At 66.7% G+C, this 13,743-nt stretch carries 11 protein-coding genes and 2 pseudogenes; 3 read left to right on the forward strand and 10 right to left on the reverse strand.

The window, feature by feature from the left end; genetic code table 11:
* Positions 1–24: 24 nt before the first annotated feature.
* The 5 genes from ATK30_RS16580 to ltrA all read right to left on the reverse strand — a co-directional run bounded on the left by ATK30_RS16580 (position 25) and on the right by ltrA (position 7,055).
* Positions 25–420 carry a DUF6262 family protein gene (locus tag ATK30_RS16580; protein WP_101434335.1) on the reverse strand — a complete coding sequence of 132 codons (396 nt, stop codon included), beginning with the start codon at positions 418–420 and terminating at the stop codon, positions 25–27.
* Positions 410–2,665 (reverse strand): tyrosine-type recombinase/integrase, encoded by a 2,256-nt coding sequence (locus tag ATK30_RS16585; RefSeq protein ID WP_208637254.1) that lies wholly within the window; start codon positions 2,663–2,665, stop codon positions 410–412. Before ATK30_RS16585 ends, ATK30_RS16580 begins: the two co-directional genes overlap by 11 nt.
* On the reverse strand, positions 2,662–3,744 hold the full coding sequence (locus ATK30_RS16590; RefSeq protein WP_208637253.1) for a site-specific integrase: 1,083 nt from the start codon (positions 3,742–3,744) through the stop codon (positions 2,662–2,664). Before ATK30_RS16590 ends, ATK30_RS16585 begins: the two co-directional genes overlap by 4 nt.
* 123 nt (positions 3,745–3,867) lie before the next feature.
* Positions 3,868–5,841, reverse strand: a complete 1,974-nt coding sequence (istB, locus tag ATK30_RS16600) for an IS21-like element helper ATPase IstB (RefSeq protein WP_244194629.1) — start codon at positions 5,839–5,841, stop codon at positions 3,868–3,870.
* A gap of 140 nt (positions 5,842–5,981) precedes the next feature.
* On the reverse strand, positions 5,982–7,055 hold the full coding sequence (gene ltrA, locus ATK30_RS16605) for a group II intron reverse transcriptase/maturase (protein WP_312878758.1): 1,074 nt from the start codon (positions 7,053–7,055) through the stop codon (positions 5,982–5,984).
* On the opposite strand from ltrA, the gene ATK30_RS16610 reads away from it, so the two are divergent.
* Entirely contained in the window at positions 7,041–7,331 is a 291-nt protein-coding gene (locus ATK30_RS16610) for a transposase (protein ID WP_101440879.1), read from the forward strand. The genes ltrA and ATK30_RS16610 overlap by 15 nt on opposite strands.
* A gap of 8 nt (positions 7,332–7,339) precedes the next feature.
* The gene (locus ATK30_RS16615) at positions 7,340–8,212 is read left to right on the forward strand and encodes an IS3 family transposase (RefSeq protein WP_244194938.1); all 873 of its coding nucleotides are present in this window, start codon (positions 7,340–7,342) and stop codon (positions 8,210–8,212) included.
* Positions 8,213–8,882: 670 nt separating this feature from the next.
* Here ATK30_RS16615 and ATK30_RS16620 read toward each other — a convergent pair.
* Complete coding sequence (locus ATK30_RS16620; protein WP_101436350.1) at positions 8,883–9,194, reverse strand: transposase; 312 nt, start codon at positions 9,192–9,194, stop codon at positions 8,883–8,885.
* Positions 9,195–9,258: 64 nt separating this feature from the next.
* Positions 9,259–10,320 carry an IS110 family RNA-guided transposase gene (locus tag ATK30_RS16625; RefSeq protein ID WP_101435776.1) on the reverse strand — a complete coding sequence of 354 codons (1,062 nt, stop codon included), beginning with the start codon at positions 10,318–10,320 and terminating at the stop codon, positions 9,259–9,261.
* A 567-nt stretch (positions 10,321–10,887) separates the two neighbouring features.
* On the opposite strand from ATK30_RS16625, the pseudogene ATK30_RS16630 reads away from it, so the two are divergent.
* Positions 10,888–11,406, forward strand: a pseudogene (locus ATK30_RS16630) (IS30 family transposase); the annotation flags it as partial.
* Here ATK30_RS16630 and ATK30_RS16635 read toward each other — a convergent pair.
* From ATK30_RS16635 to ATK30_RS16645, 3 genes and pseudogenes are all read right to left on the reverse strand, one after another.
* Positions 11,354–12,028, reverse strand: coding sequence for an IS3 family transposase (locus ATK30_RS16635; protein WP_107503638.1), 675 nt, complete (start codon positions 12,026–12,028; stop codon positions 11,354–11,356). The pseudogene ATK30_RS16630 and the gene ATK30_RS16635 overlap by 53 nt on opposite strands.
* A gap of 63 nt (positions 12,029–12,091) precedes the next feature.
* Entirely contained in the window at positions 12,092–13,165 is a 1,074-nt protein-coding gene (locus ATK30_RS16640; RefSeq protein ID WP_101434552.1) for an IS110 family RNA-guided transposase, read from the reverse strand.
* Positions 13,166–13,375: 210 nt separating this feature from the next.
* A pseudogene (locus ATK30_RS16645) lies at positions 13,376–13,663 on the reverse strand (transposase); the annotation flags it as partial.
* Between the last annotated feature and the right edge of the window lie 80 nt (positions 13,664–13,743).

The following is a 13,743-nucleotide window of genomic DNA, read 5'->3' on the forward strand; positions in this document are numbered from 1 at the left end:
CGCGTCGTGGACAGGTGTCTTTGACTATCGATCACCGGTGCTGAGGCGGGCTGCGCGGAGTTGGCCGTGGGCGTGGGCAAGGGCGTCACGGAGTTGCTGGTTCTCGGTGCGGAGCTGGTTGATTCGCTCGTGCGCCAGGGCCAGACGTTGACGCAGTGAGTCGTCGGTGGCCCGGGTGGCGGTGTCGCGGACGAAGCCAGCGCTGGCGCGATGCTGCTGTAGCTGCCGGATCCGGTCGCGCAATGCGGGTTGGGTGTAGATCCATGACCGCGAGACGCCGGCCCGGTTGGCAAGTTGCGCAACGGTCACCTGTTCTCCGGCGTCGGCCAGCTCGGCGAGCGCCTGTTGGGCGCGGTGCAGGGTCTGATCGTGGCGCTGACGGGCGTGTTCGGCGAGGTGTCTGGGGTTGTCAGCAAGCATTCGAGCCGCTTTTTCCGTTGCAGGCGCAGGACTTTCCGCCGCCGCAGCAGCCATCCGATGTGGTCAGGCCGTCGATAATGGCCAGGAGGTTCTTCTCGACGGTGCGATTCATCTCGGCAAGGCGCTGGTGTCCGTTGCGGTCGGCCTGGGCGATCAAGTCTTGGGTCTGCTCGAGCTGGTGACGATGCTGGGGCAGGAACTCCGGCGTCGTGACGAAAACTGGGCAGGTCAAACAGGCATTGGCGAACTCGCACTTCTGCTGCAGCGGCAAGGAGCAGTAGCCGTTGGGCAGCGCCATCTTCGCCCTGGAGAGGTTGTTCTTCATCCAGACAGCGTCGGCCAGCGGACCGGTGTCGGTGGCCAAGGCCTCACCGGCGATGTTGACTTTGCGAGCGCGTTCCCACTGCTCCCGGATGGTCGTGTCCGACAGCCGCGCATAGTGCGAAGTCATGGCGTGCGAGTCGTGGTCGAGCAAACGACGGACGGTCTCCTGCGGGACCTCGTTGTTGATCAGGCGAGTGCCAAACGTGTGGCGCCATTGATGCGGCGCGACATGGACGGCGCGGCCGAGTTCGTCCCGGACATCGCTGACGCGCAACCACTCTCGCAGTTCTCCCCGGAAGGTTGCAGTGCTGAACGCCACCTTGCCGTCAGGGTTGCGGGTGGGCCGCGGCAGCAGGACCGCCGGGTCATCGAACTCGTCGAGCACCGCCTGCTGCTGGACGGCGATCGCCTCGGCCAGGTCGGTGTCGATCGGGACGAACGCGTCCCGGCGCATCTTGTGGTTGGTGTAGCGCAGGTAAGGCGCGCCCTGGCCGTCGCGGACGACGCAGTCCAGCCGCAGCCGGGCGCCGTCACCGACGCGCAGCCCAGTGCTCATCAGGATCCGCGCCAACAACCGGCCGCGGGAGTCGGCGAAGCGGGCGAGGACGCAGGGGTGTTCAAGCTGGGCCATCACCGCTTCCGACAACGCCCGTGGTGGCCCCTTGACCAGGCGCGGGTAGTCCTCGGGAAACAGGTCAACCTGAGCAGACAGCCGGGATTCCCAGCCGTGTTGGCGGGCCGCGCGCAGCAGACCGGCGAGGCTGCTGAGCTGACCGGTCCGGCTCTTCGGATTCGGAAACCGTTCGATCAGGTGCGCCAGATGGACCTCGACCAGCTCCCGGGTCAGTGCTTCGGGTCCGCGCTGCAGGGCCGGGAACGACTGCGCGAACAGGGTGATCGCGCGGATGTCGGCGCCGACGGTCGCGACGGCGATCCCGGTGGATAATCGCCAGCGGGCCCACCGTTTCGTCAACTGCCGCAACCAGATCGGTTCGATCCCGGTGAACCGGAACCGGGTGTCGCGGCCGGGGAACCCGAGCCGGCGCAGCAGCCACACATCGCGCGGGAACTCCGCGTCCCAGCCAACGCCGTCGACGAGATCACGCAGATAGCCGATCGCGTCCAGCAGGAACCGTCGCTCGATGTAGCCGCGCTCGCTGGAGAACCCGAGATAGGCCATCCAGGAATCGGGGCTGCGGTCCAGCAGCGAGGGGACGCCGCCGCCGGGCAGGGCTCGCAGCAGCCGCCGGATCGAGTGCGGCCGGGTGATCGTGCGGCGTTCGTCGACCCGGCATTGGATCGCGTAGGCGATCTCCAGCCGCATCTTCAGCGGCAGGGCGCGCAGGTCGAACCGGTCCTGCCCGAACGTCGCGCAACCGAGGAGCCAGGACTCGATCGGCGGCCGGTCGGCGCGGATCCACCGATTCCGGTGATGGTCACATAATCCAGCCTCGCCCTCGGCCTCCAGGCAGCAGTCGGGGAACCGGCAGCCGTCCCCGGCCGGCAGCGGCGGACCGCCACCGCCGTCGGCGATCCACTGTGTCAGCCCGGCGCGGCCCTGTTTCTGCCACCGACTGGCGTGGGAGTGGCAGAGACCGTGCTCGCGGCGGCTGCGGTGGCAGGTCGTGATCGCGCATTTCCGGGGCTGGTGCAGCCAGCGCCGGTTCGCGGGCGCCGACTTCGCCCAGGTCTCGACGTCGTCGGGGCGGCCGGCCTCGATCCAGCGCTGATGGTGGGCCGAGCACTTGCCGAAGATCACCGCGAGCCGGTCGCAGACCGGGACCAGGCACTGCGGCCCTCCGATCACCGGGTCGTCGGGGTCGACCAGGATCACCGGTTGCGCGAACTGCGGCCGCAGCCGGGCCGCCAGATCGGTGCCGGAGTCGTTGTCGCCGTGCGGGATCGGGTGCAGCTGCCTCATGCGGTCGGCTCCGTTGTCGCTGGCGCGTCGAGGAACCCGGCCGCGGCCAGGGCGCGACGAGCGTCCTCGACACCCAGATGGGAGTAGGTGTCGACGGTGGTGCTGATGCTGGCGTGCCCGAGCAAGTGCTGGACGATCTCGGCGGCGACCCCGCGGCGCAGCAACCCGGTGGCGTAGCTGTGGCGGAACAGATGCGGCGAGAACGCGATCCCGGTGCGGGCTCGCAGGCGGCGCACCAGTCGGTCGACGGTGGCGTAGCTCATCGGCGCGCCGACCGGCGAGCCCCAGAGATTGACGAACACGTAGTCACAGTCCAGCGTCCCGTATTCCTCGTGCAGGTAATCGCTGTAGAGGCGGAACAGGTCAGCATCGGCGGGAACTTCCCGTGACCACGTCTTTGCCCGCGCTCGGTTCACGTTCCTCCGGGGCCGAACCGCGACCAGCCGACGGCGGGCGTCGAGATCTTCGTGCCGCAACCCCAGCGCCTCACCGATCCGCAATCCCGTGCCCTTCAACAGGTTCAGCAGGAACTTGTCCCGCAACCGGTCGCAAGAACCGATCAGCGCCGTCATCTCCGCCTGGCTCAGCTCCCGTGGCGGCCGCCGCTCTGCTCGCAGCGAGATCGCGCGGTGCCGCTCCGGCCGTGCGCCCAGGTGCGCCAGGAACGGCTGCCACGACCCGCCGCGGCGGCCCGGCCGCCACCGCGTCAGCAACTCACCGAGCTCGACACCGTGCCGCTGATGAAACTCATAGAACGACGCCAAAGCCGACAGCTTGCGATTCACCGTCGCGGCAGCGAGATTCGCCTCCACCCAGGGCAGCATCGCCACCCGTCCATCGCGGGCCCCGACCGGCAACCTCAGCCACGTCACGAACCGGCCCAGATCCTCCAGCGCGACCCGATCCCAGTGCAGGCCACGGCAGTGCAGGAACTCGAAATAGTCCCGCAGATCATGGGCATAGGCGCGCACGGTGTTCGGGGAGCGGTCGATCGCGGTCAGATGCGCCAGGAACCGATCCACCGGATCCAGCACCAGGCCGTCGGCCACAACAGTCGCCGACTCCGTGCCCGAAGGCATCACGACCCGCTGCACCCTCAACGCTGATCCCGTCATAGACGGAGCAAGGTAATCCGTCCACAACGGACGCAAGGGAGGCACGCCAACCCAATCGTGTACATCGTGGACACTCAACCCGAGCAGTCAGATAACCGCCGCGACGGTCGCGTCCCCGAAAGCCGTTGCCCAGTCAGCAATGCCGACGTTCGTCGTCAAGATCGTGGACGACTTGAGGTAACGCTGGTTGATCACCTGAAACAACGCCGAGGCCCCGTCTCCGGGCAACGGGAGATAGCCGAGCTCGTCGATCACGAGCAGTTTCGGTCCGGCGAAGAACCGCATGCAGGTCTGCCAGCGCCCTTCGACCGCGGCCTTGTGACAGCGAGCGGCGAGGTCGGCCGCGGTGGTGAAGTAGACCCGGTTGCCGGCTTCGGCCGTCCCGCGCGCGAGCGCGGTGGCGAGCATCGTCTTGCCGACCCCGGGCGGCCCGACGAACAACACGTTTGAGGCGTCGTCGAGGAACCGCAACGTCGCCAGGTCGCGGATGAGTTTCTCGTCGACCCCAGGCTGGGCGGCGAAGTCGAAGTCCGCCAGGGTCCAGGGATCCGGGAGGCAGGCGAACCGCAACCGGCCGGCCAGGCGGCGTTCTTCGGTGGCGTTGACCTCGATCTCCAGCAGCCGCTCCAGCGCCGCGGTCATCGACAGGTTCTCCGCGCGAGCTTGGTCGAGGATTCGGGGCAGGGCTTCGGCGGCGTTGTCGAGCTTCAGATAGGAGGTCTCATGGGTGGGTGCGCTGGCCAGCTTCGCCGCGGTGGCGGCGTAGGTGGCCAGGTCGATCACGACGTGAGCCGCGGGCCCCGTCGCGGGCAGGCCGCGCAGTCGTGCTGCTTCGGCCGACGCCGCCGCCGACGGCGGCCGGCGCGTCTTGTGGGTGCAGAGCCGATCGGTGCTGAACGCGCCCATCGCGGCGTGTTCGAGCGCGATCACGTGCCCGTCATCGCGCACGACCCGCCCGGCCCCGTCTGGGGCGCGGTGGTGGACCGCGACCGTCGCGCCGCCCTCGGTGACGATCCGCAGCATGTCTGCGCCGAGCCGGTGGCGGACCTGAACCTGCGCGCCGCCCAGCCCGGGTGGGACGGAGTAGGAGTTGCCGCGGAAGGCGACCAGCGCCTGCGGTGTGACGGTCCGGGGCAGGTCGAACTCGGCCGGGAACGCGACCAACGGCGGGGCATGCAGCCGCTCGGCAGCGGCCAGGCCGGCGACGGTGGTGCGCTCGCCGTCGAGGACCCGGCGGCGGCTGTCAAGCTTGGCCGCGAGCCGGTCCAGCCTGGCCTGGGCCTCGGCGATCGTGACGTCGTCGCCAAGGGTGCGCCACCAGCGCTGCGCGGCCGAGTGGTTGGCCTTCTCGACCACGCCCTTGCGGTTCCCGCGCCGCGGCGGACACGTCACCGATCGGACCCCGTAGTGCTTCGCGACCTGCGCGAACGCAGCCGTGATTCGGCCGGAGGCGGGGTGGCAGACCGTGGCCATCCGGTCGAAGCGCCAGACCTGGGTCACCCCGCCCAGGCGCCGGACCACCGCGTCGAGGGCCTCGACCAGGTGTGGGAAGTCCTCGGCATCGGCCAGGATGCCGCGCCACTTGCTCGAGTGCGCCAGCGCCCCGACCAGCAGATGTGCCTGCTTCCCGGCGCCCCAGCTCGCGGGTGGGTCCGGCAGTTCGAGCCAGTCCCACTGGGTTTCCTCGCCCGGCGGGTGGGTGATGATCGCGACGTCTCGGCCGCGGGAAACCTGGCAAGGCTCGCAGTGCGGGCGCAGCTGATAGCGGCGCAGCGCCCTGGTGAACGTCGAGTAGCCGCCCTCGTAGCCGAGCTCGGTGACCTCGTCCAGCAGCGTCGCCGCCCACAGGTGCGGGTCGTCGGCCAGTCGGGCGCGGCAGTAGGCCACGAACGGCTCGAACGGGTCCGGCCGCGCCGACCGGCGCTTGCCCGGCACCACCTCGCCGGACAGGTAGCGGCGGATGGTCTTGCGGTCACGCCCGAGATGTCGCGCGATCGCCGAGACCGACCAGCCTTGAGCACGCAGCGCCTGCGCCTCCACGTCTTCCTCCAGAGTGAGCATCCACGCCTCCGGCCACGGTCACGGTGATCAACACCGAAACCGTCACCCGGAGGCCACTGACCAGCGCAAACGACGCGCCAACAGGACACCCCAACTGGGGAATTTCAGAGAGCAGGACTGGCCCTATTCGGAGAGCACCATCAGTACTGCAACCAGCCCCGCACGATCGGGTTGATCCATCGCGCGATCTGGCCCAGAGTCCAGTCGGTATGCCGATGCAGCCGCCAACCGCGCACTTCGCGGTTGATCCGCTTCTCGGCCTCTTTGCTGATCGCAGGCAGGAACGACCCGAACAACTGACCGTTTTTGTCCCGCGCGGTCCGCGCCCGGAACTCGTACCCCAGAAACGTGAACGACGTGTGCTCATACGAGCCGGTCCGCCGGTTCCAGTTCTGGCAGTACACGACTTTCGTCTTGTCCGGGTGCAGCGTCAGCCCGACCTTGGTCAGGCGCTTGGTGATGGCGTCGCGCAGCATCAGCGCTTGCTTCTCGCTGACACAGTGCACAACGGCGTCGTCCACATACCGCTCGTACGCGACGCCCGGGAACTTCCGAGCCATCCACGCGTCGAAGGCGTAGTGCATGAATAGGTTCGCCAAAATCGGGGATACCACAGACCCTTGAGGGGTTCCCCGGTCCCGTCGTTCCAGCGTCCCATCCGAACGTTGCAGCGGCGCGGACAGCCACCGCTGCACATACAACACCACCCAAGCTGAGTCGGTGTTGGCCCGGACCGCCTTCATCATCAGTTCGTGATCCACGGTGTCGAAGAACTTCGAGATGTCCAAGTCGAGCACCCACTCGGCTCTCAAACACCGCCGCCGGCACGCCGCGACCGCGTGCAGCGCCGAGCGTTTCGGCCGATAACCGTACGAGTCGGGATGGAACATCGGCTCCACCCGCTTCTCGATCTCCATGGCCACCACCGTCTGCGCAACCCTGTCCGCAACCGTCGGAACACCCAGAACACGAACTCCGCCACCGGTTTTCGGGATCTCCACCGCCCGCACGGGCGGCGGAAAGTACGTCCCCGAGGACATCCGATTCCAGACCTTGTAGAGATTGTTCCGCAAGTCGGCTTCGAATTCCTCGATCGACACACTGTCGACCCCGGCGGCACCCTTGTTGGCCTTGAGCTTCCCCCGGTTGTCCGGACACCTCACCTGAGGTGACCGCCGGTCACCAGGGAGGATGTTCTCGTGCCTGCACCACACCTGCCTGAGTTCCGTCAGCGTGCCGTCGAGCTGGCCCGGCTGGGCGACAAACCCGTCGCCGCACTGGCGAAAGATCTGGGCATCAGCCAGTCCTGCCTGCGCAACTGGATGGCCCAGGCCGACACCGACGAAAACGGTTCGGCCACCCGGCTCTCCAGCTCGGAAAAGAAGGAACTGGCCGAGCTGCGCCGCAAAAACCGGCAACTCGAACTGGAAAACGAGATCCTGAAACGGGCCGCCGCCTACTTCGCGCGCGAGAACATCCTCCCAAAGTAACGTTCCCGCTGGTCCACGAACTCGCCGCCGACGGAATCGACGTCGCGGTGGCCTGCCGGGTCCTGAACGTGTCCCGTTCCGGGTATTACGACTGGCGCGATCGGCCGATATCCGAGCGAGACCGGGACAACGAGCTGCTGCTGAAACACGTCGAGCAGATCCATGCCGATTCCCGACAAACCTACGGATCACCGCGAGTCCACGCCGAATTGACGCTGGGCTTGGGCCTGCCGGTGAACCGCAAACGCGTCGAACGGCTCATGCGCGAGGCCGGCATCCAGGGCCTCTACCGGCGGAAACGAGCCCGGACCACCATTCGCGACCCGGCCGCCGAACCCGCCCCGGACCTGGTCAACCGCCACTTCGCCGTCACCGAGCCGGACCGGCTGTGGATCACCGACATCACCGAGCACCCCACTGCCGAAGGGAAACTGTACTGCGCCGCGGTCATGGACGCCCATTCCCGGCTGATCATCGGCTGGTCCATCGCCGGCCACATGCGCACCGAACTCGTCACCGACGCGCTCGGCATGGCCATCATCCGACGCAAACCCGACCACAATGCGACGATCCTGCATTCCGACCACGGCTCCCAATACACCTCCTGGGCATTCGGACAGCGACTCCGCGCCGCCGGACTGCTCGCCTCCATGGGCACCGTCGGCGACTGCTACGACAACGCGATGATGGAATCGTTCTGGGGAACCCTCCAACTCGAACTCCTCGACCAGAAACAATGGGAAACCCGCGACCAGCTTGCCAACGCGATATTCGAATGGATAGAATGCTGGTACAACCCGAAACGGAGACACTCCGCCATCGGGATGCACAGCCCCGTCACCTTTGACGCCTTGCACACCCGGTCAGACCAAGATCACTGACCCCACACCGCAGGTGTCCGCCAAACGGGGGGAAACTCACCTTGACCCTGCCAAACGCTTTTGCCACAGCCCATTTCGAAATTTCGAACGGCTTCATCAACGGCCCTGATCGACTCACGCGGCTCCTCCCGGCTGCTGCCGGTTGACCGCATCAGCGACCCGAATGGTCCGGCCCCTTCGCTCCACACCCATTACAGGCGCTTCACCACTACTACGAGCCGGTCCGCCAGCACGCCCCGCATCGGTACTCAACGCCTTACAGTTCTTGCTGCTTGGCGCACTCCCTCTCGCTGCCGAAGCAGCAGTATCAGGGCATGCCTTCCCACGTTCCGTGCGAACGCCGCAGATCAGGCTCACGTCGCCTCCATGCCGGACACCGCCTGGCCAGAAATCGGGACCCCCGCCAGACTTATCCCGGTGCCAAAAAGACGCCCCGGTTTCGATGTCATCTGTTTCCATTTCGACACGTCGTCAGCGATTCACTCACGTTCGTCTTCCTGATCCCCGCCTGACGCCCTCCAACGGGGCACCTTTTCCTCATCGCTCACCACGACGGTCGTCAGCCAACGCAGCATGAGGTGGTTTGGAGCCTCCCACCCGACGGGCGACTCCGAAGGGCCACAACCCCTTCATCATCCGCACAGCACCACGATCTGCTACCTGACCTACTTCACGCAGCGTCTCGTGTTCGTGGCACACCTTTTACCAGGAACGCGTTGTCCTTCTCCAACTCGCCGACCTGCCGTCGCAGCCGCGCCAGCTCGGCCCGCTCGGCCGGCTCCAGGGGTTTCTCCCCGTGGACCTCGGCGGCGGCGATCCTGCGCCGCTCGTCTTTGACCCAGGTGCTCAACATCCCTGGGTCGATTCCCAGTTCGCGGGCGACGTCGGCGATCGTGCGGTCGGAATCGATCACACGATGCGCAGCCTCGACCTTGTACTCGGCCGTGCAGGACCGGCGTTTGCGAGGAGGCATGATGGACATCCTTCCAGCAGGACGGTCGTCCTGCTAACTCGGTGTCCACTCCCCGGGGGTTCCTCTGTGTTTGTCAAGCGGCTGCGTGAAGTGGTGGTGGTGTTGACGGAGCGTGGCGTTGTTCGTCGCCGATCATGGTGCGCCAGACGTGGTCGGCGAGTCGGCGTTTGAGGCAGCGCATGGCTTCGTTGTGGGTCTTGCCTTCGGCGATCTTGCGGTCGTAGTAGAGGCGTCCCCGGCTGCCGTGCATGCGCACCTGTGTGAGGGCGATGGTGTGCAGGGCGTTGTTCAGTTGGCGATCGCCCTGGCGTGAGAGTCGGTGCCGGGCCTTGTCGGCGCTGGCGATCTCGATGGGTGCGACACCGGTGTAGACCGCGAAAGCTGCGGCTGTCGGGAATCGAGATGCCAGGCTGGTGCGTCCCAGCAGCCGGGCTGCCACGACCGGCCCCACGCCGGCGATGTCGGTCAGGCGGCTATTGGAGTCCTTGATCGCCTCTTCCATGCGTTGTTTGTTCGCTTTCAGCCGGCGATCCAGCGCGCGGATGTCGGTGATCAGCTCCCGGGCGAGGTCCTTGCGGGCTCGTTCAACTGACGATTGCGGTCGGCTTCGGGTCAGAGCGGCGGCGGCCTGGTCGGCGGTGAGGTCGGTGGGCACGCCGCCGGGAAGCAAGTCACGCAGCAGGGCGTGTAACTGGTTGACCGTGCGCGTGCGCTGCTGGGTCAGGTTGAGGCGACGCTCGTCCAACAGCCCCAGCACTGTCGAGGCGCCCTCGGCAGTCACCGGCAGGGCATCGCCTTGCAGGGCGGCCACGCTGGCCGCTGCCGCGGCATCCAGAGCATCGTTTTTGCGGCGCCCGCCTCGGGAAAGCTCCCGGACCCTGGCGGTGGCCGTCGGCGGCACGTCCACCACTGTCTCGCCACGTGCGATCAACCATTGCGCCAGGTGCCGCCCGAGCCCTCGCGCGTTCTCCACCGCCCACCGGCGCTCGGAGAACTGCTTCGCCCACGCCAGCAACCGGCGGTACTCCGGTAACGCCGCGTCGATCCGAACCGTCTCCAGTGGACGGTGGGTCTGCGGATCCAACGCCGACGCCGTGTGGCTGGACTTATGCGGATCAACCCCGATGACGACCATCAACCGCGCTCCTCCATGCGAGATACGGGAAGCCGCGGTCGACATTCCGACTTTCAGCCTGTGACGCTCACACCTCTGTTGAGTCAGACCGCAGCCGGTGCCGAGCCAGGCCACACACCCCCGGCGAGCCAACCCATCCGGGCGGCAGGAACCTCACGAGCGAGCCCAACCCGACACCTCCGGCAGACTACGGCCAGTGATCATCCAACCTGTCCAACCGGTAGCCACATACAAGTCGGAACCTCAGTTGCCCGACCTGCGGAGGACTTCTGTTGCACGCCGATCACCCGCCACGAAGCCCCCACGAATGGGAAACGTGGCGGGCCGTCATCAGGAAGGCGATCTCCAAGCAGTACATCGCCTTCACAGACGATGACTCGCCGGACGATCACAGGCTCCGTCTCCTTCACACCCTTTGTCGGCGACGGATTGGAGCCGTCAGGCCGACAAATCCCGCGCCTTCTCCTGACCCCGAGCCCTTGGGGCTTGCTTGAGCCGTGTGCGGTGAACAGCTGCTTGCACGGTTCTGAGGGGGCGGGGACGCAGTAATGCGTCCCCGCTACCCGACTGATCATCGGCGTGGGCAGCTCCGCGATCGGCACGCTGGTCGACCGGAGCACCAGGTTCACGATGCTGCTTCACCTGCCTCGCATGGACGGTCACGGCGTCGAACCGCGAGTGCACAACGGTCCCGCTCTCGCCGGCCGCGGCGCCGAGGCCGTCCGGGACGCGATCGCCTCGGCCATCGCCACGCTGCCCGAACCGCTGCGGCGGTCGTTGACGTGGGATCGCGGAAAGGAGATGGCCCAGCACGCCCGGCTGCGCATCGATACCGGCATCAAGGTCTACTTCGCCGACCCGCACAGTCCCTGGCAACGCGGCACCAACGAGAACACGAACGGCTTGCTGCGCCAGTACTTTCCCAAGGGCACCGATCTGTCCCGCTGGAGCCGTGACGAACTCGACGCCGTTGCTGCCGCTCTCAATAGCAGGCCCCGCAAGGCACTTGGCTGGAAGACGCCTGCCGAAGCCCTCAACGATCAGCTATTGTCGCTCCAGCAAGCCGGTGTTGCGACGACCGATTGATCTCAAGCTGACTGCCCGCGTCAGAATGATGAACCAGCTTGTCCTCACCTTCCTTCCACTGGTACGATCTGTCCCGCAAGCCAATTTCGATGGCGTCGATGGCGTCGAGGACTAGGTCTGTTTCCTTGGACATGCTGCACGTCCACCCGACGATTTTTCGGGAGAACACGTCAATCCCGAACGCGGTATACACAGTGCCCGCCCAGGTGGACACGTAGGTGAAGTCCGCCACCCACAACCGATTCGGCGCGCCCGCCGTGAACTGGCGTTTCACCAGGTCCAGGGCTCGGACACCGTCCTTGTCGGACACGGTGGTACGGACCGTCTTCCCACGAACAGCGCCGGCCAGGCCCATGTTCCGCATGAGCCGCTCCACCCGGCACCGCCCCACCGCGACGCCTTCACGCCGCAATTCCCGCCAAATCTTCCGGGCGCCGTAAACCTGGTAATTCTCGTCATACACGCGCTGGATTTCCTTCTTCAATTCCTCATCACGCACCTCCCGCGCCGACTTCGGGCGCGTCAAAGCCGCATAGTAAGTGGACGGAGCGATCTTCACACCGAACTCGGTCAGCGTGGTACAGATCGGCTCGACTCCGAACCGGTCCTTGCATTCCGTGATGAACGTTACGAGCGTGACTGTCGAGGGTCGAGCTCCCTGATGCTCCTATGTCAAGCCCCTATGTCAAGCCGCCTGCGGCAGCGGTGCAGATTCGGTTGTGGTCGGCCGCTTGGCCGGCGCGGCACGGTGCTCGTCGGCCAGAAGTGCGCGGAACACAACGTCGGAGAGCCGTCGCCGGAGCAGGCGGATGGCCTCTTTGCGGGTCTTGCCGCGCGCGAGGAGCTTGTCGACGTAGTCCTTGCCCGGTCCGATGCCTCGAACCTGGGTGATGGCGATCATGTGCAGGGCGCAGTTGATGGTGCGGTTGCCGCCGCGATTGAGCCGGACCTTGCCAGAGCTGCTGCCCGACCAGACGGGGATCGGGGCGGTTCCACTGAACCGGGCGTAAGCGTCCTTCGAGCGAAACCGTTGCGCCCCAGCCGTTTCCCCAAGGATAACCGCGGCGCCCAGAACCCCGCAGCCGGGGACTTCCAGCAGCGTGGGCGCCAGGACGCGCACCCGGTCACGCAGTTCACGCTCCAGGGCGTTGATCTGCATCGTGAGCTCCCGGCAGCGAGCCAGCAGTTCGCGGGCGATGCGCGCCACAAGACCGTCGCGGCCGGCCAGGCGGCGGGCCAACTCATCGATGACGCAGTAACGGCGCAGACCACGCGCGGGGACATGCAAGTTCGGGTCGATTTCGTGCAGGTGCCAGCGCAACCGATTGATCAGCTCCGTGCGCTGCTCGACGAGGTTGTGGCGGTAGTCGACCAGCAGCTTCACCTCGCGAGTCGGCCCATCCAGCTGCGCGACGGCCAGGTCTGGCTCGCGCAGAGCCGCGTGCGCCACTGCCAACGCATCGATCGGGTCGGACTTCCCGGGCGCGCGCCCGCTGCGACGGGACGCGGCCATCAGATGGGTGGGCACCCGCGCCACCGCGCACCCGGCGCTCAGCAAGTCACGTTCCAGCCTGCGTGTGACATGCCGGCAATCCTCGACCGCGAAGCGCGCGTTCGGCCACTGGCCGGCCCATTCCACAATCTTCAAGTGGTCCTCGCTGGTGGTGCCGACCGTCCGCTCGGCCAGCTTCCGGCCGATCCCGTCAACGGCTACCAGCGTGTGGCTGCGTTTGTGCGCATCCACACCGATCACGACCATGCTCAACCCGGGTTCCCTTTCCTCGCAGACCGATGACACCATCGGGCGAGGCGGGCACGCGTCAATCGGGCCTGCGGCGCGCTCCTATGAAGCCACATCCTCGCCCAGCGGGTGTCCGGCGGGGCCGCACATCAGGACAAGCCACCAGTCGCCTGGGGCAGCGAAGAAACGAGCGAACCCTGCCGGACACCAAGATCATGACATTGACGCGAAGAAAATCGACGCCGCTTTCAAAATCTCCGTCGCCCGACGCAATTCTCGGTTTTCGCGTTCAAGCTCACGAATCCGCTCCGCCTCCGCGCTCGTCGGCCCCGGTCGCTCCCCGGCACCCGCCTCCGCCTGGCGCACCCACCGGCGCAGCGTCTCCGCCGTCACCCCCACCTTCTCCGCGATCGACCGGATCGCGTCCCACTGCGACGAATACTGCCCCACCTGCTCAAACACCAACGCAACCGAGCGTTCACGCAGCTCACGCGGGTACCTCGACGACCGTCCCATGATCATATTCTCCACTCACACGTGGAGTCTCCATCAAACCCAGTGAGACTTGCGGGGCAGACGTCACCGGCGGGGTCTGA

The sequence above is a fragment of the Amycolatopsis echigonensis genome (genome assembly GCF_002846615.1).
Taxonomy (GTDB): Bacteria; Actinomycetota; Actinomycetes; order Mycobacteriales; family Pseudonocardiaceae; genus Amycolatopsis; species Amycolatopsis echigonensis.